The 19,069-nt window shown below is 70.6% G+C and carries 25 protein-coding genes; 18 read left to right on the top strand and 7 right to left on the bottom strand.

What is annotated here, in order from left to right:
- From ACFFC4_RS09345 to ACFFC4_RS09335, 3 genes are read left to right on the top strand one after another with little or no spacing between them, the layout of a single operon-like run.
- A complete protein-coding gene (locus ACFFC4_RS09345; RefSeq protein ID WP_375500076.1) occupies positions 1 to 813 on the top strand; it encodes a ribonuclease HII in 813 nt (270 codons plus the stop codon).
- Entirely contained in the window at positions 810 to 1,148 is a 339-nt protein-coding gene (locus ACFFC4_RS09340; RefSeq protein ID WP_375500074.1) for a DUF2469 domain-containing protein, read from the top strand. The genes ACFFC4_RS09345 and ACFFC4_RS09340 overlap by 4 nt, the downstream gene beginning before the upstream one ends.
- A complete protein-coding gene (locus ACFFC4_RS09335; RefSeq protein WP_375500072.1) occupies positions 1,129 to 1,590 on the top strand; it encodes a transposase in 462 nt (153 codons plus the stop codon). Before ACFFC4_RS09340 ends, ACFFC4_RS09335 begins: the two co-directional genes overlap by 20 nt.
- On the opposite strand, the gene ACFFC4_RS09330 is transcribed toward ACFFC4_RS09335, so the two are convergent.
- Complete coding sequence (locus tag ACFFC4_RS09330) at positions 1,572 to 2,603, bottom strand: hypothetical protein (protein ID WP_375500070.1); 1,032 nt, start codon at positions 2,601 to 2,603, stop codon at positions 1,572 to 1,574. The two genes, ACFFC4_RS09335 and ACFFC4_RS09330, sit on opposite strands and share 19 nt — an antisense overlap.
- Positions 2,604 to 2,832: 229 nt before the next feature.
- Between ACFFC4_RS09330 and ACFFC4_RS09325 the strand changes: the two genes are divergently transcribed.
- The 5 genes from ACFFC4_RS09325 to ACFFC4_RS09305 all read left to right on the top strand — a co-directional run bounded on the left by ACFFC4_RS09325 (position 2,833) and on the right by ACFFC4_RS09305 (position 7,286).
- Complete coding sequence (locus ACFFC4_RS09325; protein ID WP_375500068.1) at positions 2,833 to 2,970, top strand: hypothetical protein; 138 nt, start codon at positions 2,833 to 2,835, stop codon at positions 2,968 to 2,970.
- A 94-nt stretch (positions 2,971 to 3,064) separates the two neighbouring features.
- The gene (locus tag ACFFC4_RS09320; protein ID WP_375500066.1) at positions 3,065 to 3,430 is read left to right on the top strand and encodes a YraN family protein; all 366 of its coding nucleotides are present in this window, start codon (positions 3,065 to 3,067) and stop codon (positions 3,428 to 3,430) included.
- Positions 3,430 to 4,965 carry a YifB family Mg chelatase-like AAA ATPase gene (locus ACFFC4_RS09315; protein ID WP_375500064.1) on the top strand — a complete coding sequence of 512 codons (1,536 nt, stop codon included), beginning with the start codon at positions 3,430 to 3,432 and terminating at the stop codon, positions 4,963 to 4,965. Before ACFFC4_RS09320 ends, ACFFC4_RS09315 begins: the two co-directional genes overlap by 1 nt.
- Positions 4,953 to 6,248, top strand: a complete 1,296-nt coding sequence (locus ACFFC4_RS09310; RefSeq protein ID WP_375500062.1) for a DNA-processing protein DprA — start codon at positions 4,953 to 4,955, stop codon at positions 6,246 to 6,248. The genes ACFFC4_RS09315 and ACFFC4_RS09310 overlap by 13 nt, the downstream gene beginning before the upstream one ends.
- Positions 6,249 to 6,311: 63 nt before the next feature.
- Positions 6,312 to 7,286, top strand: coding sequence for a tyrosine recombinase XerC (locus tag ACFFC4_RS09305; RefSeq protein WP_375500060.1), 975 nt, complete (start codon positions 6,312 to 6,314; stop codon positions 7,284 to 7,286).
- A 6-nt stretch (positions 7,287 to 7,292) separates the two neighbouring features.
- Here ACFFC4_RS09305 and ACFFC4_RS09300 read toward each other — a convergent pair whose 3' ends face one another.
- Positions 7,293 to 7,799 (bottom strand): peptidoglycan DD-metalloendopeptidase family protein, encoded by a 507-nt coding sequence (locus ACFFC4_RS09300; RefSeq protein WP_375500059.1) that lies wholly within the window; start codon positions 7,797 to 7,799, stop codon positions 7,293 to 7,295.
- A 373-nt stretch (positions 7,800 to 8,172) separates the two neighbouring features.
- On the opposite strand from ACFFC4_RS09300, the gene rpsB reads away from it, so the two are divergent.
- The 8 genes from rpsB to ACFFC4_RS09260 all read left to right on the top strand — a co-directional run bounded on the left by rpsB (position 8,173) and on the right by ACFFC4_RS09260 (position 16,276).
- On the top strand, positions 8,173 to 9,129 hold the full coding sequence (gene rpsB / locus ACFFC4_RS09295; RefSeq protein WP_375500057.1) for a 30S ribosomal protein S2: 957 nt from the start codon (positions 8,173 to 8,175) through the stop codon (positions 9,127 to 9,129).
- A 30-nt stretch (positions 9,130 to 9,159) separates the two neighbouring features.
- Positions 9,160 to 9,972 (top strand): translation elongation factor Ts, encoded by an 813-nt coding sequence (gene tsf, locus ACFFC4_RS09290; protein ID WP_375500055.1) that lies wholly within the window; start codon positions 9,160 to 9,162, stop codon positions 9,970 to 9,972.
- Between the two features lie 52 nt (positions 9,973 to 10,024).
- Positions 10,025 to 10,777 carry a UMP kinase gene (gene pyrH, locus ACFFC4_RS09285; RefSeq protein WP_375500053.1) on the top strand — a complete coding sequence of 251 codons (753 nt, stop codon included), beginning with the start codon at positions 10,025 to 10,027 and terminating at the stop codon, positions 10,775 to 10,777.
- A complete protein-coding gene (gene frr, locus ACFFC4_RS09280; RefSeq protein ID WP_375500051.1) occupies positions 10,774 to 11,331 on the top strand; it encodes a ribosome recycling factor in 558 nt (185 codons plus the stop codon). The genes pyrH and frr overlap by 4 nt, the downstream gene beginning before the upstream one ends.
- A 15-nt stretch (positions 11,332 to 11,346) precedes the next feature.
- Positions 11,347 to 12,342: a phosphatidate cytidylyltransferase gene (locus ACFFC4_RS09275; protein WP_375500049.1), complete on the top strand. Its 996-nt coding sequence runs from the start codon at positions 11,347 to 11,349 to the stop codon at positions 12,340 to 12,342.
- Positions 12,343 to 12,346: 4 nt separating this feature from the next.
- Positions 12,347 to 12,883, top strand: coding sequence for a uridine kinase (locus tag ACFFC4_RS09270; protein ID WP_375500047.1), 537 nt, complete (start codon positions 12,347 to 12,349; stop codon positions 12,881 to 12,883).
- 86 nt (positions 12,884 to 12,969) lie between these two features.
- Positions 12,970 to 14,097, top strand: a complete 1,128-nt coding sequence (rlmN, locus tag ACFFC4_RS09265; RefSeq protein WP_375500045.1) for a 23S rRNA (adenine(2503)-C(2))-methyltransferase RlmN — start codon at positions 12,970 to 12,972, stop codon at positions 14,095 to 14,097.
- A 4-nt stretch (positions 14,098 to 14,101) separates the two neighbouring features.
- Positions 14,102 to 16,276 (top strand): FUSC family protein, encoded by a 2,175-nt coding sequence (locus tag ACFFC4_RS09260; protein WP_375500043.1) that lies wholly within the window; start codon positions 14,102 to 14,104, stop codon positions 16,274 to 16,276.
- Here ACFFC4_RS09260 and ACFFC4_RS09255 read toward each other — a convergent pair.
- Positions 16,242 to 16,523, bottom strand: coding sequence for a hypothetical protein (locus ACFFC4_RS09255; protein ID WP_375500196.1), 282 nt, complete (start codon positions 16,521 to 16,523; stop codon positions 16,242 to 16,244). The genes ACFFC4_RS09260 and ACFFC4_RS09255 overlap by 35 nt on opposite strands.
- Between ACFFC4_RS09255 and ACFFC4_RS09250 the strand changes: the two genes are divergently transcribed.
- Positions 16,467 to 16,763 (top strand): hypothetical protein, encoded by a 297-nt coding sequence (locus ACFFC4_RS09250; protein ID WP_375500041.1) that lies wholly within the window; start codon positions 16,467 to 16,469, stop codon positions 16,761 to 16,763. The genes ACFFC4_RS09255 and ACFFC4_RS09250 overlap by 57 nt on opposite strands.
- On the opposite strand, the gene ACFFC4_RS09245 is transcribed toward ACFFC4_RS09250, so the two are convergent.
- The 4 genes from ACFFC4_RS09245 to ACFFC4_RS09230 all read right to left on the bottom strand — a co-directional run bounded on the left by ACFFC4_RS09245 (position 16,745) and on the right by ACFFC4_RS09230 (position 18,500).
- Complete coding sequence (locus ACFFC4_RS09245; protein ID WP_375500039.1) at positions 16,745 to 16,942, bottom strand: hypothetical protein; 198 nt, start codon at positions 16,940 to 16,942, stop codon at positions 16,745 to 16,747. The two genes, ACFFC4_RS09250 and ACFFC4_RS09245, sit on opposite strands and share 19 nt — an antisense overlap.
- Positions 16,939 to 17,565 carry a hypothetical protein gene (locus ACFFC4_RS09240; protein WP_375500037.1) on the bottom strand — a complete coding sequence of 209 codons (627 nt, stop codon included), beginning with the start codon at positions 17,563 to 17,565 and terminating at the stop codon, positions 16,939 to 16,941. The genes ACFFC4_RS09245 and ACFFC4_RS09240 overlap by 4 nt, the downstream gene beginning before the upstream one ends.
- Positions 17,566 to 17,713: 148 nt before the next feature.
- Positions 17,714 to 17,980 carry a hypothetical protein gene (locus ACFFC4_RS09235; RefSeq protein WP_375500035.1) on the bottom strand — a complete coding sequence of 89 codons (267 nt, stop codon included), beginning with the start codon at positions 17,978 to 17,980 and terminating at the stop codon, positions 17,714 to 17,716.
- Between the two features lie 28 nt (positions 17,981 to 18,008).
- On the bottom strand, positions 18,009 to 18,500 hold the full coding sequence (locus tag ACFFC4_RS09230; protein ID WP_375500033.1) for a MarR family winged helix-turn-helix transcriptional regulator: 492 nt from the start codon (positions 18,498 to 18,500) through the stop codon (positions 18,009 to 18,011).
- A 279-nt stretch (positions 18,501 to 18,779) separates the two neighbouring features.
- Here ACFFC4_RS09230 and ACFFC4_RS09225 point away from each other — a divergent pair, with 279 nt between their 5' ends.
- Positions 18,780 to 19,031, top strand: a complete 252-nt coding sequence (locus tag ACFFC4_RS09225; protein WP_375500031.1) for a hypothetical protein — start codon at positions 18,780 to 18,782, stop codon at positions 19,029 to 19,031.
- Positions 19,032 to 19,069 lie beyond the last annotated feature (38 nt).

Raw genomic sequence — 19,069 nt, 5'->3', positions numbered from 1 at the left:
ATGGCACGAGCGACGGTGGCCACAGTGGTAGGTGGGTCCACCTTGCGACCCCCACGTCTGGTTGTCCGTCGCGATGGACCCCTCGGTGGTTACGAGTCGGCGCTCGCACGTGCCGGCTTCGAACGGGTGGCCGGCGCGGACGAGGCCGGTCGCGGTGCGTGCGCAGGCCCGCTCGTCGTCGCAGCCTGCATCCTGCCGGCGGGCCGACGTGGTCGCATCGACGGACTCGACGACTCCAAGGTGCTCACCAGGTCCACCCGCGAGCGACTCTTCGACCGCATCCGTGCGCGTGCGCTTGCGTTTTCCGTCGTGGTCATCCCGGCGGCCGAGATCGACGCCTACGGACTGCACGTCGCGAACCTGGCCGGCATGCGCCGAGCGCTGTGCACCCTCGACCCGGCCGCGCAATACGCGCTCACCGATGGTTTTCCGGTACCCGGGCTGGGCATGCCGGCCACCGCGGTGTGGAAGGGCGACGCCACGATCGCCTGCATCGCCGCCGCCTCCATCCTGGCGAAGGTCACCCGGGACGCGATCATGACCGGCATGCACGACGAATGGCCGGAGTACGAATTCGACCAGCACAAGGGGTACATCACCCCGGCACACTCCGCCGCACTGTCGACGGTCGGGCCGTGTCCGCAGCACCGGCGGCGCTACGTGAACGTCCGTCGCGCGATGGGGTCACTGCACGGGTTACCACCTGTAGGGGAGAATCCAGCAACAGACCCAGCCTCACTCGGTGCGGCCGTGGCGGAGCTGGTCGACGAACAGAGCGAGGACAGCATGGATAGCGGAGCGTGGGCGTCATGAGCACCGAGGATCTCGAGAACTACGAGACCGATATGGAGCTCCAGCTCTATCGCGAGTACAAGGACATTGCGGCCCAGTTCAGCTACGTCGTGGAGACCGAGCGACGCTTCTATCTCACCAACGACGTCGACCTGATACCGCGAAACACTGACGGCGAGGTGTACTTCGAGCTGACGATGCGCGACGCCTGGGTGTGGGACATGTACCGTCCGGCACGCTTCGTCAAGACGGTTCGGGTGGTGACGTTCAAAGACGTCAACATCGAGGAACTCGACAAACCCGACCTCGCGCTGCCCGACAAGGGTGGGTTCGACGGTGGCAAGTTCGACTCCTGACCCACCAGGGCACCGACAGGTACAGGACGAGCAGGCGTACCTCCTGCTCGAACAGCTGCGCTGGGCGGGCCGACCAGCGACCTGTCCGCACTGCTCGGCGCCCGGCCGCGGCTACCTGTTACGACCTGCCACCGGCGTCCGTCGAACCAGGACGGGTGCCGACACCGGCCGTCGCCTCTGGAAGTGCGGAGCGTGCCGCCGACAGTTCTCCGTGCTCACCGGAACGGTCCTGCAGGGCACGCGGGTGCCGCTGCCCGCCTGGATCGCCGCCGTCGAGTTGTTCCTCAGTTCCGACGGGCCAGTCACCGCGACGCAGGTGAGCCGGGCGACCGGCCTGGGCCGGGAGGCCGCTCGGCACGTCCTCGCCCGCTGGCAGGCCGCGGCAACCGTCGAACCGTTGTGCGACGTGCCGGGTGTGCGGCCTCAGCTGTTCCAGGGCTGACCGAGGTTCAGCGACGGCGCGTACGACCCGCGTTCGGTGGGTTCGTCCCCCGGCTGGGTTCGCGGCGCGTCGTCGCGGTGCCTGGCGTCGAAGGCGGGCTGCCCGGCGAAGCCGGGATCCGCGGGGCCTGGCTGCATCAGCTCGGGCGCATCGGTGTCCGGCTCGCTGACGTCCGGCTCGCTGACGTCCGGCTCGCTGACGTATGTTTCGTTGACGTCTGTTTCGTTGACGTCGTCTGCCGTGGAGACGTCATCGTCTGAATCGACTTCCGGCGTACTGACGTCGGGTGCCGCGTAGGTCGGGTAAGTGGTGGGCTCCGGCGCCGCGGCGACCGGCCCCTGGACATCGGGCTGCGGGGTGGCAGTCACCGGCTCGGGAGCGGACTCCGTGACGCGAGGGGCCGTGGCGACGGCGGCGCTCGCCCGTGCCGCTGAGCCGCGTCGGGCCAGCCGGTACTGCCCGCGGCCAACACGCTCGACCCGGCCGTCCTTCATGAGCTTGATCGTGATCGAGCGCACTGCGTCGTCATGGGCCTGGATGCCGGCGTCGTGCACCCGGTCGATGATCTCGGCAAGCCCGAATTCACGGTTTTCGGCCTGCAGCATCTCCAGGACGTGCACCCGGATCGACTTCGGGGGCTCGGTCGATGTGGCGCCCGGTCGTTGCTGACGCGGTCCCTTCTTGGCCGGCGCTTTGCGTACCGCCCGTGGACGTGACCGGACAGTCGCCGGTTCGGGCTCGACCTCGACGGGAGGGTTGACTGGTTCCACGGTGGCAGCGTGCGGTGCGGTGACGGGTGTCGCGGACCGGGCGTAACTGTCGGTCGTGCCGGGGTCGGTGTTGCCGTTCAGACCCGCCGACGGGTTGGCCGGCGTGTCGCGACGTGCGGTCGAGCCGATGCGTCCGAGAACCGAGTCGAGTTCGTCTATTGCGGCTGTCAGCCGCGCCACTTCGCGCTGCAGCGCGTCACGGCCCTCGAGCAGGTGATCAAGGACGGTCCGGTCTTCGGGCATGGGCGTGATCGTAGCGGCATCCCCGTCCGTCGGCATCGGGTCGGGGCGTCAGTCGGCGCAATTGGAGGGCGCGCGTCGTGTCGCGGCACAATGCTCCACACCTAACGCACGCACCCGAGTGCACGCACACACGACACCACGAACAGGAACCGGACTTGCGTTGACCCAGGATCCGGGCGCTGCTGCCAAGGCCCCGCCAGCGAGTCCCCCGCCAGTGAGCCCCCCGCCAGTGAGCCCAGAGGCCGCCCTGGCACTCGCTGCGCTGCTGGCCATCGACTCGGCGACCGCTGCCCTGGTTCGCGAACGCACCCCGTCCCGCAGCCGGGCCACCCCGCAGTACGGACCGCAGCTGGACCTCGGCGACTGACGCTCCGTGGGTGCGTCAAGCCACCACGGCCTGGTTGTCCACAGCGCGGGGCGCAGATCGTCGAGGTGTCCCAGCGATCCGGGACGCTCGCACCATGCGAGTCAAAGATGCCGTGGGCAGGTATGGGGAACAGGTAGCGGCTGAGCACCTGCGCGAGACGGGTCTGACGATCCTCTCGCAGAACTGGCGCTGCCGCGACGGTGAGCTCGACATCGTCGGTCGTGACGGAGCGGTCCTGGTGTTCGTCGAGGTCAAGACCCGTTCCTCGCTGGCCTTCGGCTCACCGGCGGAAGCGGTCAACCGAATGAAGCGTCAGCGCATCCGCCGGCTCGCGATCCAGTGGCTGGCCGAGTACCGCGACACCATCGGGAGTTACCGCGAGCTGCGCTTCGATGTCGTCGCGGTCGTGCGACACCGCGCCGGGCCGCCAGACGTCACCCATCTGCGGTCGGCGTTCTGATGGGCCTGTCCCGTACCTATGCCGTCGCGCTCGTCGGTCTGGAGGGTGAGCTGGTCGAGGTCGAGTGCGACATGACGTCCGGCCTGCCCGGGTTGTCGTTCACCGGCCTGCCCGATGCCTCGGTCATGGAATCGCGCGATCGGCTTCGGGCCGCGCTGCACAATTCCGGCACCGACTGGCCGAACCGACGCATGACGGTGGCCCTGCTGCCGGCCGATGTACGCAAGGTCGGCTCCCGCTTCGACCTCGCGGTGGGGTTGGCGGTCCTGGCCGCGGCCGGCACCGTTCCTGTCGCCGCGGTGGCGCAGACCGCGTGGATCGGCGAACTGGGCCTCGACGGCGGGCTGCGGCCGGTGCGGGGTGTGTTGCCGAGCGTGCTGGCCGCCCGCCGGTGCGGCATCCGCCGGGTGGTGGTCCCGTCGGGCAATGGACAGGAAGCGGCCCTCGTCGACGGGATCGAGATCTACTCGGCGGAGCACCTGCGTGACGTGATCGCGTTTCTCGGCGGGTCGGGACCCGCACTCCCGCGAGCCGTACCGGCCCCGCCGGATGTTCTCGACGGGGATCAGGGCCCGGATCTGGCGGAGGTGGCCGGCCAGGTCGCAGCCAAGCGGGCGCTCGAGATCGCCGCGGCGGGCGGGCACCACCTCTACCTGGTCGGCGCGCCCGGGGCCGGCAAGACGATGCTGGCTGAACGGCTGCCCGGCCTGCTGCCCCCGCTCGACGACGCCGCCGCGCTGGAGGTCACGGCCGTGCACTCGGTGGTCGGCCTCCTGCGTGAGCGTTCGGAACTGGTGCGTCGGCCGCCCCTGCAGGCCCCGCATCACACGGCGTCGATGGCGGCGCTGGTCGGTGGCGGCTCGAACCTGGCCCGACCTGGCGCGATCAGCCTGGCCCATCACGGCGTCCTGTTCCTCGACGAGGCAGCGGAGTTCTCCCCCCAGGCGCTCGATGCGTTGCGTCAGCCGATCGAGAGCGGGCAGGTGCTGCTGCACCGTCGAGGCGGTGCCGTTCGGTACCCGGCGCGCTTCCAGCTGGTCATGGCCGCCAACCCGTGTGCGTGCGGACGCCGGGCAGCCGATTGCGAGTGCCCCCCGCAGGCGCGCCGCAGGCATCAACAGCGACTGTCCGGTCCGCTGATGGACAGGATCGACCTGCGGGTGCAGGTCGAGCCCGTGCTGCACGCCGACCTGTTCGACGATGCCACCGACCGGGAACCCAGCGCCCTCGTGGCCGCCCGGGTGGCCGAGGCGCGCTGCCGGGCCGGCGAGCGGTGGGCCGGCAGCGGGCACCGGATCAACGGTTCGGTCCCGGGCGCGGTGTTGCGCTCGGCCCGGTGGCGCCCGGCTGCCGTGGCAACCAGATCGGTCGAGACCTTCCTCGAGCGCGGCACCATCAGCGCCCGCGGGTTCGACCGGGTGCTGCGCATCGCCTGGACGATCGCCGACCTGGCCGGACGCGATCGTCCCGGCCCCGGAGACGTCTCCGAGGCGCTCTTCTACCGCACCGGACAGGTGGACTCATGGGCGGCATGAGCGTGCGCGAGGCAACAGGTGCAGCCTCGGACGAACCCGTCAGGACACCCGTCGCAGACGACGTCCTGCTGGCCCGGGCCTATCTCAGCCGGGTTGCCGAGCCAAGCTGTATCCCGCTCTGGGGTCTGGTGCACAAGCACGGGCCGGTCGTCGCCGTCGAGAAGATCCGCGCGGGGGACCTGCCCGACGGGTTGGCGTCGTTCGTGGCCGCACGGCGGGCGAGCGCCGACCCGCACGCCGATCTCGCCGCGGCCGAGCGTGGCGGCATCCGCCTCGTCGTGCCTGAATCGCCGGACTGGCCGCATTTTGCGATGGCCGCGCTGGAATACACCGGGCTGGCGCGGCTGGCCGAGTACGAGGCCGGCAACCGCGTCCACGACCGGCAGGGCGAGCTCATGCCGCCGCTGGCCCTGTGGGTGCGCGGACCGGGTGATCTGACCACCCTTGCGGTTCGGTCGGTCGGTTTGGTGGGTGCGCGAACCTGTACGCCATACGGCGCCCAGGTAGCCGGCGAGCTGGCCTACGGGTTGGCGAGCCGGTCGTTCCCGGTCGTTTCCGGCGGCGCGTACGGGATCGACGCCGCCGCGCATCGTGGGGCGCTCGCCGCCGGCGGCGAAACGATTCTCGTGTCCGCGGGCGGCCTGGACCGCGCCTACCCGGCGGCCCATCAGGCGCTGTTCCGCAGCGCGGCCGAATCGGGGCTGCTCGTATCCGAGAGCCCGCCCGGCTGCGCGCCGCACCGGGCGCGGTTCCTGACCCGCAACCGGCTGATCAGCGCCTTCGGTACCGGCACCGTCATCGTCGAATCCGCCCGGCGCTCCGGGGCGCGCAACACCGCCGGGCACTGCGTCGGGCTCGGTCGGCCCCTCATGGTGGTGCCCGGTCCGGTCACCTCGGCGATGTCGGTCGGCAACCACGACTTGCTCAAGTCCGGCCCGGCCGTACTGGTCACCTCGGTCGCCGACATCGTCGACGTGATCGGTTCGATCGGGGAGCAGGGTCCGGACGACGCACGGGACGAGCCGTCACCCCAGACGCCAGTCGACGAGCGGGCCGAGCGCGCCGCCGCGCTGCGCGACCTGCTCGACAGCCTCGACGATGGCAGCCGCCAGGTGTACGACGGGCTGCCTAGCCGGCGGCCGATCACCGTCTCCGACCTCGTCCAGACATCTGGGCTACCGGCCACCGAGGTGCTGGCGGCGCTCCCGCTGCTGATGCTGCACGGCCTGGCCGAGCACACCGAGGAGGGCGTGCGGCGACGTCGACCGGGCGCACGTCGATGACCGAGGGCCGCCGGCCCCGCGCGCCGCCTTGACCTCGGCCCCGGGCTGCACGACCGTCAGGCGGTGACCGCGAATCCCACCGAGCCCAGCGGCAGCGCCCAGGCCAGCGGCAGCGCCGAGCTGCGGGCCGCGCTGCCGCCCGCGCTGGCGGCGGCCGCCGCGGACTTCGAGCGGCACCTGCGCCTTGAGCGCAACCGTTCCGAGCACACCGTGCGGGCCTACCTCGGCGATCTCGTCGGGTTCCTCGATCATCTGGCCCGGCTCGGCGGCCGCGCGCCGAAGGACATCGACCTCGCTACCCTGCGCAGCTGGTTGGCTCTGCAGCGGACGCGGGGTGCCGCACGTTCGACGATGGCCCGGCGCAGCTCGGCCCTGAGGGCCTTCACGGCGTGGGCGCAGCGCAGCAAGTTGGCGCCTGAGGATCCGGGTCAACTGCTGGCCAGCCCGAGGGCGCACCGCACGCTGCCGGCCGTGCTGCGCGTCGACGAGGCCACGCAGCTCATGACGGCGGATGCCACCGACCAGCCCGAGGCCGTGCTGCTCCGCGACCGGCTCGTCGTCGAGCTCCTCTACGCGGCCGGGGTCCGGGTGTCAGAGCTCGTCGGCCTGGACGTCGACGACGTCGATCGACAGCGGCGGGTGCTGCGGGTGCTCGGCAAGGGCAACAAGGAACGCACCGTTCCCTACGGTCTGGCCGCCGACCGCGCGCTGGACGACTGGCTGCGCCGGGGGCGCCCCGACCTCGCGGTCGACGGGTCCGGGCCGGCGCTGCTGCTCGGCGCGCGGGGGGGTCGTCTCGACGTCCGCGCGGTGCGCCGCATCGTGCACGAGCGGGTGCGTGGGGTCGACGGTGCGCCGGACATCGGCCCGCACGGCCTACGGCACACGGCGGCCACCCACCTGCTCGAGGGCGGCGCCGACCTGCGCAGCGTCCAAGAGGTCCTGGGCCATGCCAACCTCGCCACCACGCAGATCTACACCCACGTCTCGGTCGAGCGTCTGCGGGCGACCTACCGCCAGGCGCACCCCCGGGCCTGAGCCACGTCACCCTGCCCAGGGCAGCAACCGAACCGGGCCCAGCGGCCGCAGCAGGCGAAGGGGGTCGAGATAGGTATCACCCCGCCGGGCGCCCCAGTGCAGACACGAACCAGGGCAGCCACGGTGGGCGCCCGATACGACACCGAGCACCGTCCCCACCGCCACGTGTTGCCCGCGGGCCACGGCCGGACGTAGCGGTTCGTATTCGGTGCGGATGCCGTCGGGGTGCAGCACCACGACCACGCCGCGCCCGGCGACCGACCCTGCGAAGAGCACGGTCCCGGCACCTGCCGAGCGCACGGCACCGTGGGCAGCGAGATCGACGCCCAGGTGTCCGGCTCCGTACCGCGTCGCCGGCGGCGAGAAGCCGCGCAGCACCGTCAGGGGAACCACCGGGGCTCGGTATATGACGACACCGGTCGCGTCCGGGAGGTGCCGTGCCCCGGCGCCGGAAGACAGCGTCCACCCGACAAGCAGCGCATGCAGCACAACAAGCAACGACCGAGCCAGCATCGCCTGACTGTGCCCTGCACGGGCATCCCGGCGCGGGCGAATCGCTCGGCCTGTGGACAGGTGGCGCCGCAGTCCACAAGCGGGACCGGCGGCTCCGTTCGGCCTGGTTCGAGCAAGTCCTGTCGCCGGGATAGACTGGCCGGGCAGCCCGAGCGATTGGGCTGACTTCGCGTGCCCCGCTTCTGAACGCAAGAGGAAGCTCGGCGGCCAGCCTCGGTCCGTTCCGACCGATCCCCTTGCGGGGCTCTTCGGAACAGCCTCCTGGTCGCGACACCGGACACCAGGGCGAGTGGGCCACCCGGCCTGCCCGCGACAACCGAGGCAGCGTGCCGGTTCGCCGTGCGCGCACGAAAGAAACAGGAGGGACGTCGGCATGCCCGTCGTCACCATGAAGGAGATGCTCGAGTCGGGCGTCCACTTCGGCCACCAGACCCGTCGCTGGAACCCGAAGATGAAGCGATTCATCCTCACCGAACGCAACGGTCTGTACATCATCGACCTGCACCAGACGCTGACCTACGTCGACAAGGCGTACGAGTTCATCAAGGAGACCGTTGCCCACGGCGGCACGGTGCTTTTCGTCGGGACCAAGAAGCAGGCCCAGGAGTCGATCGCCGAGCAGGCGACCCGCGTCGGCATGCCGTATGTGAACCAGCGCTGGCTGGGCGGCATGCTCACCAACTTCCAGACCGTCTTCAAGCGCCTGCAGCGCATGAAGGAGCTCGAGGCGCGCGAGCAGGCCGGCTGGGAGGGCGTTGCCACCAAGAAGGAGCAGCTGATTCTGACCCGCGAGATGGTGAAGCTCAACCGCTCGCTCGGCGGCATCCGCGAGATGACGAAGGTGCCCAGTGCGGTGTGGATCGTCGACACCAAGAAGGAGCACATCGCCGTCGGTGAGGCGCGCAAGCTCAACATCCCGGTCGTCGCGATCCTGGACACCAACTGCGACCCCGACGAGGTCGACTACAAGATCCCGGGCAACGACGACGCGATCCGCAGCGCCGCCCTGCTCACCCGCGTCGTGGCTGACGCCGTCGCCGAGGGCCTGATGGCCCGCTCCGCCGCGGCAGCCAACGCCGGGCGCGATGACAAGCCCGAGGTCGACACCCAGGGTTCTCAGGGTGCGGCAGCTGAGCCCATGCCCGAGTGGGAGGCCGAGCTGCTCAAGCCGGCTTCCGGCGACGCGCCGGCAGCCGCTGATGCGACCGCGCCTGCCGCCGCCGAGGCGGCCGCCCCCGCTGCTGAAGCACCGGCCGCTGAAGCACCCGCTGCTGAAGCACCCGCTGCTGAAGCCCCGGCTGCCGACGCACCGGCCACCACCTCCGCCTGATCACCCTCGAGAACGGAAGTCAGTAGCGAAATGGCGAATTTCACCGCCGCAGATGTCAAGAAGCTCCGCGACGCCACCGGCGCCGGGATGATGGAGTGCAAGAAGGCCCTGGACGAGGCCGACGGCGCCTACGACAAGGCCCTCGAGGTCCTGCGTGTCAAAGGCGCGGCCAAGGCCGCCAAGCGCGAGGACCGCGAGGCAAGCAACGGCCTGGTCGCCGCGGCCGAGGGTGCGATGATCGAGCTCGCGTCCGAAACCGACTTCGTGGCCAAGAACGAGCAGTTCCAGCAGCTGGCCAACGACATCGTCGCGCACTTCGCGGCGTCGTCGGCGACCGACGTCGACAGCCTGCTCGCCGAGACGCTGACGGACGGCAAGACCGTCGGGCAGAACGTCGACGACCTCGCCATCGTCATCGGTGAGAAGCTGCAGCTGCGCCGGGCCGTCAAGCTCGACGGCAAGGTGGCCACCTACCTGCACCGCAAGGCCAAGGACCTGCCCGCGCAGGTCGGCGTCCTGGTGCAGTTCGACGGAACGGATGAGAATGCCGCCCGCACCGCCGCGATGCAGATCGCCGCGATGCGCCCGGCCTACCTGACCCGCGATGAGGTTCCGGCCGAGACGGTCGAGACCGAGAAGCGCGTCGCCGAGGCGAAGGCCCGCGAGGACGGCAAGCCCGAGCAGGCCCTGCCCAAGATCGTCGAGGGCAGCGTCAACGGGTACTACAAGAACAACGTCCTGCTCGAGCAGGCATCGGTCGTCGACAGCAAGAAGACGGTCAAGGCCCTGCTCGACGACGCCGGGGTCAGCGTCCTGAAGTTTGCACACTTCGAGGTCGGCTGACAGTCCGGCTAGGTTGAAGCACGACAACACGCGTACGACGAGAGGGGCCACCATGAGCGAGACCCAGGTGGCCCCTCTCGCGTACCGCCGGGTCCTGCTCAAGCTGTCCGGTGAGGTGTTCGGCGGCGGCGAGATCGGTGTCGATCCGCAGGTGGTGCGCTCTATCGCTCGCCAGATTGCGCAGGTCGTCTCCGAGGGGACGCAGATCGCGGTCGTCATCGGCGGCGGCAACTTCTTCCGCGGCGCCGAGCTCAATCAGGGCGGCATGGAGCGTGACCGGGCCGACTACATGGCGATGTTGGGCACGGTCATGAACTGCCTGGCCCTGCAGGATTTCCTCGAGAAGGAAGGCATCCCCACCCGGGTGCAGACCGCGATCGCGATGGGCCAGGTGGCCGAGCCCTACATCCCACGCCGTGCCGAGCGGCACCTCGAGAAGGGCCGCGTCGTCATCTTCGGCGCCGGTGTCGGCATGCCCTACTTCTCCACGGACACGGCCGGGGCGCAACGCGCGCTCGAGATCGGTTGCGACGCGCTGCTACTCGGCAAGAACGGGGTCGACGGGGTGTATGACGCAGACCCCGCCAAGGTGCCCACCGCCACCAAGTTTACCGAGATCACGTATGACGAGGTCCTGCAGCGCGGCCTCAAGGTCGCCGATGCGACCGCCTTCAGCCTGTGCCGCGACAACGCGATGCCGATCGTCGTCTTCGGCCTGGACGAGGGCAACATCGCCCGGGTCGTTCGCGGCGAGAAGATCGGCACCATCGTCCACGCGGCGCACGAGAGAGAGGGGCGAGAGTGATCGACGAGATTCTCTTCGAGGCCGAGGAGAAGATGGAGAAGGCCGCGCACGTCGCCCGTGACGATCTCTCGGGCCTGCGCACGGGTCGCGCCAACGCGAGCGCGTTCGCCCGCCTCGTCGTGGACTACTACGGCGCGCCTACTCCCGTCCCGCAGATGGCCACCGTCAACGTGCCCGAGGCCCGGATGGCGATCATCAAGCCCTATGACGCCAGTCAACTGGGCGCTATCGAGAAGTCGATCCGCGACAGCGACCTGGGCGTCAACCCCACCAATGACGGCCAGATCATCCGGGTCGTGTTCCCGCAGCTCACCGAGGAGCGCCGCCGCGACCTGGTCAAGGTCGCCAAGGGCAAGGGCGAGGACGCCAAGGTATCGATCCGCTCGGTGCGCCGGCACGCGAAGGACTCCCTCGACAAGCTCGTCAAGGACGGCGAGTCGGGCGAGGACGACGTCCACCGCGCCGAGGCCGAGCTCGACAAGCTCACCGCGCGCTACACGGCCACGATCGACGACGCGGTCAAGGCCAAGGAATCCGAACTGCTCGAGGTCTGAGGTCCGGACTCCCTCATGTCTTCCGACAGCACGTCCGACGGCACCGCAGCCGACACCGCAGGGCCGGAACGCAATCGTGCGACCCGTTCGCCGGTGTCACGGGCCCGACGCGTTGCCGGCCGGGCCCCTGCGCCGGCGAAGGCGCCCGCCACCCAGACGCTCGAGGTCCTCGACCCGCCTGCCGCATTGCATGAGGAACCCCGCTCGCGCGCCGGGCGCAACCTGCCGGCCGCGATCGGGGTCGGGTTGGGGCTCGGCGGGCTGATCATTGCCACCCTGTTCATCTGGCGCCCGGCGTTCGCTATGGTGGCCGGCCTGGCTGTGCTGTACGGCTGCTACGAGCTGTCGAAGGCGCTGGCCAACGGCGGCATCCGCATCACCCTGCTGCCACTACTCGTCGGTAGCGCGGCCATGCTCGTCGCTGCGTGGGAACGCGGCCCTAGCGGGCTGGTGCTGGGCGCGTTGATCACCGTGCTCGGGATCGTGGTCTGGCGCATCGGCGACGGCGCCGAGGGATACAGCCGCGACGTCGGCGCGTCGGCACTGGTTGTGCTGTATCTGCCGTTGCTCGCGGGTTTCGCGGTGCTGCTCGCGCATCCGCACGACGGCGCGGGCCGGGTCATCGCCTTCGTGGCCACTGTGGTGTGCAGCGATACCGGCGGGTACGCCGCGGGCGTGCTGTTCGGCAAGCACCCGCTGGCGCCGATCATCTCGAAGGGCAAGACCTGGGAGGGCTTCGCAGGTTCCGTGTTCGCCTGCTCAGGCGCGGGCGTGCTGTTCTTCGTGCTCACCTTTCACCAGGAGTGGTGGAAGGGCATGTTGTTCGGTCTGGCCATCGTCGTCACGGCCACGCTGGGCGACCTCGGCGAGTCGATGATGAAGCGCGACATCGGGATCAAGGACATGGGGTCGCTGCTACCGGGTCACGGCGGGATCATGGACCGCCTCGACTCGCTGCTGCCGTGTGCCGCAGTGGCCTACCTCATCCTGTCCGGGTTCGCGCCTGTCTGAGCAGGTGGCCGCCGACCAGGTCGTCGCGCGGATCGCGGCGCTGCCCGCCGGAACCCACTTCGTCGGCATCGACGGGTTCGGCGCCGCCGGAAAGACGAGCCTGGCCGAGCTGATCGCCGCCGCCGTCCCGCGGGCGGTCGTCGTGCACATCGACGACTTCGCAGCGCCCGACATCGTCGAATGGGACTGGCCGCGACTGCGCACCCAGCTGATCCAGCCACTGCGCGTCGGCCGAGAGGCCTGCTATCAGGTGAGCCGCTGGGACCTCGGGCTCACCGACGAGTGGCACACGGTGGCGCCCGGGTCGATCGTGATCGTCGAGGGCGTGTCGTCGACGCGACGCGAAGTCGGCGCACCGTGGGCCCTGACGGTCTGGGTGGACGCCCCGCCCGACGTCCGCCGCGCGCGGGCGATCGAGCGCGACGGCGACGCGATGTGGCCGGTGTGGCAACGGCAGTGGCTCCCGCCGGAGCAGGCCTACGCGGAGCGCGAGCAACCGTGGGCGCGGGTTGACCTCGTCGTGCCCGGCTCGACCCGTTGAGTGTCGGGTTAGCGGTTGAGTGTCGACTTGTAAACCGCCACTGGGTGCGCAACCCGACACTCAACGTGGGGGACAATGGACGAGCCATGACCATCCTCCCGCTCGTCTTTGCAGCCCCCCGCCGGGGCAAGCCACCCCGCCACCTCGCCGATCTGGATCGCGACGCGCTGCGGGTGGCCGTCGCCGAGCAGGGTCTGCCAAAATTCCGGGCCGACCAGTTGGCCCGGCACTACTTCGGCCGGTTCGAGAACGACGCGAGCACCATGACCGACCTGCCGGCCAACCGGCGCGAGGCGGTCGGCGCGGCGCTGTTGCCGACCCTGCTGACCGAGATCCGGCGCAGCGAGACCGACGACGGCATGACCCGCAAGACGTTGTGGCGCCTGCACGACGGTGCCCTCGTCGAGAGCGTGTTGATGCGCTACCCGGCCCGGGTGACGGCCAGCGGCGAGACGCGTGAACGCATCACGGTGTGCGTGTCCAGCCAGGCCGGCTGCGGCATGGCCTGCCCGTTCTGCGCCACCGGCCAGGGCGGGCTCACCCGCAACCTCTCGACCGGCGAGATCGTCGACCAGGTGCGGGTGGCCGCGGCCGCAGCACGGTCAGGAGAACTAGGCGGCGGCCCGGGCCGGCTGTCCAACGTCGTGTTCATGGGAATGGGCGAGCCGCTGGCCAACTACAACCGGCTGGCGGCCGCGCTGCACCGGATCATCGACCCTGCTCCGAACGGTTTCGGGCTGTCGCGACGATCGGTGACGGTCTCGACGGTGGGCCTGGTGCCGGCCATCGCCCGCCTGGCGCTGGAGGACCTCGACGTTACGCTCGCCGTGTCGCTGCACGCCCCGGACGACGAACTGCGCAATACCCTCGTCCCGGTCAACACCCGCTGGAAGGTCGACGAGGTGCTGGGCGCGGCCGACGAGTACGCCGCGCGTACCGGCCGGCGGTACTCGATCGAGTACGCCATGATCCGAGACGTCAACGACCAGCCGTGGCGCGCCGACCTGCTCGGCGAGCTACTCAGCACCCGGCTCGCGCACGTCAACCTCATCCCGCTGAACCCCACCCCCGGCTCGGCGTGGGACGCCTCACCGAAGCGCGTCGAGCGCGAGTTCGTTCGCCGGCTCGAGACCTTCGGGGTCTCGGTGACGGTGCGGGACACGCGTGGCCAGGACATCGACGGCGCCTGCGGTCAGCTGGCCGCGACACCGTAATCCCATGAGCAGCATGCAGACCGGACCGGTCACGGTGGCCCGGGCCTCGGTCGCCGGCCTACTGCGGCAGGCGCTCAAGCTCGACCGCACGCAATCCGACCCGGTCGTGGCACTGCGCAACGCGGTCGGCGTCGCCGCGCCGCTGGCGGTCGGCATCTGGACCGGCGACGCGCAGATCGGCCTCGCAGCCACCGTCGGCGCGCTGCAGACCGCGTTCGCGGACCGGCCCGGCCCCTACCGGTTGCGCATCGCCCGGATGCTGGGTACCGCCGCCGCCGCCGGGGTCACCAGCACCCTGGCCGTGTTGACCTCGCACACCGAGTGGGCGGCGGTGTTGCTGCTGCTGGTGCTGGCCTTCGGCGCCGGCCTGCTGCTCAGTGCCGGACCGGCCGCCACCCAGGTCGGGACGGCCGCGGTGGCTACCGCGCTCGTGCTGGGCCACCTGCCCCAGCCGCCGTCGGTGGCGGTGAACATCGGGCTGCTGGTCCTGGCCGGCGGTGCCTTCCAGAGCCTGCTCGCCGTCGCTGCGTGGCCGCTACGCCGGCACCGGCCTGAGCGCGTTGCGCTGGCGGCGCTCTACCGTGACCTTGCCGCTGCCGCTCGCCTACCCCGCGGGACGCGCGTCGGCCCGCCGGCCGGTGACACGCTGACGACCGCGCGCCAGACGCTGTACGGATTGGGACACGACCACGGTCCAAGCGTCGAGGCCTACCGGGTGCTGCTCGACGAGGGCGAGCGGGTCCGGCGCGAGATCATCGTCCTGGGTGCCGTCGCCGAGCGGCTCGCCGACGAGAAGAACCCGATCCTGTCCGGCTTCGTCCGCGAGAGCCTGACCGCGGCGGGCTCGGTGCTCGACGAGCTGGCCGTTGCGCTGGACGAGCCCCGTGGCCTGCATGCAGACGTGCTCGACCGCGCGCGGGCCACCATCCGCTTCGCGATCGACCGGCTCGAGAACAGCGATGACGCGCCGGGGGAGCTGACCCGGCGGGCGGCGGCGGCGCGGTTGCGCGCGCTGTCCGGACAGTTGCGGGCGGTGGTCGAGAGCGCCGGCGCAGGTACCAGCGAGGGCCGGCACGGCGACCGGCGGCACTCCTGGACGCCGCACCTGGGCGCGGTGCGCGAGCAGCTCGACATCCTGCGTGCGAACCTGACGCCTGACTCGTCCGTGGTCCGGCACGCGGTGCGGGTGTCGGTGCTGGTCGCCGGCGCCGACCTCGTCACCCGGCTGGTCGGGTTCGACCGTGGGTACTGGGTGTCGCTGACGATCCTCGTGGTGCTGCGGCCGGACTTCGCCTCCACCTTGCAGCGCTCGGTGATGCGCACGCTCGGCACGATCATCGGCCTCCTGGCGGCCACCGCGCTCGTGCACTGGGTGCCGGGCGGTCAGTGGTGGAACGTCGCGCTGATCTTCGTCTTCGCCTTCGGCATGCGGGTCGCCGGGCCGGGCAACATCGGGTTGTCGGCCGTGAGCCTGTCGGCGCTGGTCGTCGTGCTGCTGGCGATCAACGGCGTCGCGCCGCACGCCACCCTCGTCGACCGGTCGTGGGCGACGCTGATCGGCGGCGGGCTGGCCGTGCTGGCCTCGCTCGTCCTGCTGCCCTCCTGGGCACGTGACCAGCTCGCCACCCGACTCGCCCAGCTGCTCGAGTCTTACCGCCGGTACCTGCTCGTGGTGGCCGACCCGGACGCCGCTCGGGCGACGTTGCAGGCCGCTCGGGCCGACGCCCGGCGGGCCCGCACCGACGCGCAGGCCTCGCTCGACCGCGCAGGCGCCGAGCCCGTTCCGGCCCAGGCGGAGGTCGAGCTCGGCCGAATGGTGTTGACCCACAGCCACCGCTTCATCCATGCGGCGCTGTCCATCGACGCTCTGCGCCCGGCGCTGCGCGAATCGGGCCGGCACGCCGAACTGGCCCGGTTCCTCCACTCCGCTGCCGACGCGCTTGCCGCGGCGCAGGAGGCAATCACCGCCCACGCTGCGCCGCGGCCGACGCCGAAGCTGCGTCCACTGCAGGAGCAGCTGACCGAGATGCTCGAGGCCAACCCCGACGGCGTCGGCGGGGCAGCCAATGCCGCAGGCCTGGTCGAGGCCACCGATCGGATCACGAACAGCCTCGACACCCTGGTGAGCGGGTTGCGGCGCGAACCTACTCGGCAGCCACGAGCGTCCCCCCAGCGCTGACCGCCTCGCCTTCGCCAGCCGGCGGCGCGTTCGTTGCCTTCGGCGTGCGCATGACGAACGTGACGAGCAGCCACGTTGCGGCCAGGAACGCAGTCGCCATCCAGAACGACTGGTCGGCGCCGTGGGTGTACACGCGACGAGCTGCCTCGGCGGGGGAGAGCCCGACGAGCGAGCCGTACCCGCTCGACTCGTGCAGCTGCGTCAGCCAGAGCTTGCCGAGCGTGGAGAAGGTGATGCCGATCATCATGAGCTCCGACTGCCCCGACTGCCCCGACTGCCCCGACTGCCCGACTGCCCCGACTGCCCCGACTGCCTCGACGAGCCACCGGCCGGCACCGGCGCCATCCGCACCGATGTCGAGCCGATGGATCTGCTCCGCGGCATGAGCGGGATCTGCATGGCCGGCGACATGCCCGGCGCCACCGAACGCACCGCGCGCCTGGTCGACCTGCTCCTGGACGGCATGCGCTACGGCGCAGCGACCTGACCGGACGCGTCCACGTGAGCGTCGCTACCGCGCTGCAGCACGTCGGTTCCGACGCGGGCGAGCGCGTCGCAGGCGCCGGGACCACCTAACAGGCCGTACCGCTCGAGGTCGGCGACCAGCCGTGACCATTGCCCGACGATGTCCCCCGTGCACAGTTGAGCGCGGTGTGCGGCGCTCATGCGCGGCCCCGATGCGCGCACAGCTGCGCGCGCAGGGCGGCGGCCAGTTGCGGGCCATCGGTCGCGGCGCGCGGAAAGCGCATGCGCACGGCGTGCCCGCCCTCGGCGTCGAGCCACTCCAGAGTGGCGCCGTCGGCCGCGACCTCGATCAAGCGGGCCTCGATGATGTCGCCGTTCGCGAGCCCGGCCCGTGCCGCGGCGCACGCCCACAACCGCCCGGCGTGCCGGGCGTTGGTGTGCACCCGCATGGTCTCGGCGGCCTGCTCGAGATCCGGTACGGCGGCGGGCGCCGGTTCCCCGTCGGCGCGGTACATCTCGATGGGCACTCGCCTGGCCACGACCGAGCGGGACTGAGGATCGTCTATCTCGACGACCACCGACACCAGGTGCAGTTCCACCACCTGCATGCTCTCTGGCGCCCCCGTCACAGGCATCCCCAGCGCCAGGTGTCCAACGAAGATCACCGACCCGGCACAGCGCGCGTCCGCGGGCGGCGAGCCGACGTCCAGGATGGCCGGGCACCTGGCTACGGCGGCCGCAGCGATCGGCGAGTCGGCCGAGCAAGTGAACCGCGGGCGCCCGTCGTGGTCGTCCAGCAGGACGTGCGCCGGGTCGGGGGACACCCGGCCCAAACCTCGACGAGCAACGTGGCGGTGCGCGCCAAGGTGGCCAGGTCGGTCATAGGTGCTCCAGCGACGACGAGTTAGGCGAACCAACCTAACCGTCCAGCCGGACGTCAAGCATGCTTCGGCTGAGTTGCGGCGTATCCGCTCAGGACGGGCCGCGCGCACCCATGTCCTGCGTCCACTGCACGTACGACGGGTCGGTGGACCCCTCGTTGCCGAACCGCTCGACGGATGCGTGGGTCGCGGCCACCAGCTCGTCCGGGTCGCCGTCGAGGTCGATGTGCTCGACGAACGGCTGCCGAGCTTGCAGGCCGGTCTGCCAATACACCTCGCAGCGGTTGCCCTCGGGGTTGAAGAAGTAGACGCCGACGGCGTTGTCACCATCGTGCCCGTACAGACGTTGACAAGTCAATGATTTGGCGACGTGCCCGCGGTGTGGTTTAACTGAGCCGGTCGAAGAGGTCACGTAGGTTGCGGTCGAGCTCCACGACACTCGCCGGCGACATTTCGGCCAGAATTTGCTGCTCCTCCGCCTGCCGTCGCGGTGCGATCCTGCGGATCAGCCCACGACCCGAGCGGGTGATGAACAGCACCGGTGAACGACGGTCGGTGCTGGGCACTGATCGAGTGATCAGTTCGCGCCGCTCCAGGGTGGCGATGGACCGGCTGACCTGCGCCTTGTCGACGAGCGTCCGCGCCGAGATCTCGCGCACCGTGCAGCCGGGACGCATTGCAATCTGGGCCAGTACGCGGTACTCGGCGACAGCCAGGTCGAACTCGCTGACCAGCTTGGCGAGTCGTCGCTCGAGCAGTTTGGCGACCAGGCTCACGCGGAAGGTGACGAGTTGCTCGAGTTCCAGAGCCGCCAGTTCCGGCGCGACCCGGACCGACGTTCTGGTCCGTGTCGTAGAGCCGGCCGGCTTCGCCGCCATGCGGATGCCCTCTCGTGTTGCGTGCCCGTGTGCGGGACCCGAGCGGGTTCCTGTGAGTGCAATGCGGACAGGGTGCCACACCCCGAGCCCGGACGAGCGCTATGCGGGCACCGCCGACAGGTCGCGCACCTTCGGGATGACGTCAGTGGCGAAGGCGCTGCAACTGCTCGACGGTCTCCTCATAGCTGTAGTGGCCGGGTTTGAAGCTCAGATCCAGCACGCCGACGCCGGTGCTCGCATCGGTGCACACCTGTCGTAACCGCAGACGGGAGAAGCGCCTTGAGATTTCTCGATGGCCCGGCCGGCTTCGCATGGTCGTCGCCGTTCGCGCGCTGGCAGGGGTCCGCTCGCCGATGTTCCGGTCTGGAACTCGCCACGGTGCTGACCCGTCGGGCGCTGGCCGACCGCGGGCTGTCCGCGTCGCAGGTCGACCGGGCCCGTGCTCGGTGGACGGTGCCGCAGCCTGATCAGTTCTTCGGCGCCCCGCTGCTGGCCGGTCGAATCGGCGCCCCTGGCATCAGCGGCCGATGATCAGCCAGGCCTGCGCGACGTCGGTGGCCTCGCTTGAG

It is taken from the genome of uncultured Jatrophihabitans sp. (assembly GCF_964244045.1).
In the GTDB taxonomy this organism is placed as follows: Bacteria; Actinomycetota; Actinomycetes; order Mycobacteriales; family Jatrophihabitantaceae; genus Jatrophihabitans.
Note: the sequence above shows the minus strand (reverse complement) of the source record. Positions and strands in the feature narration are given on the sequence as shown.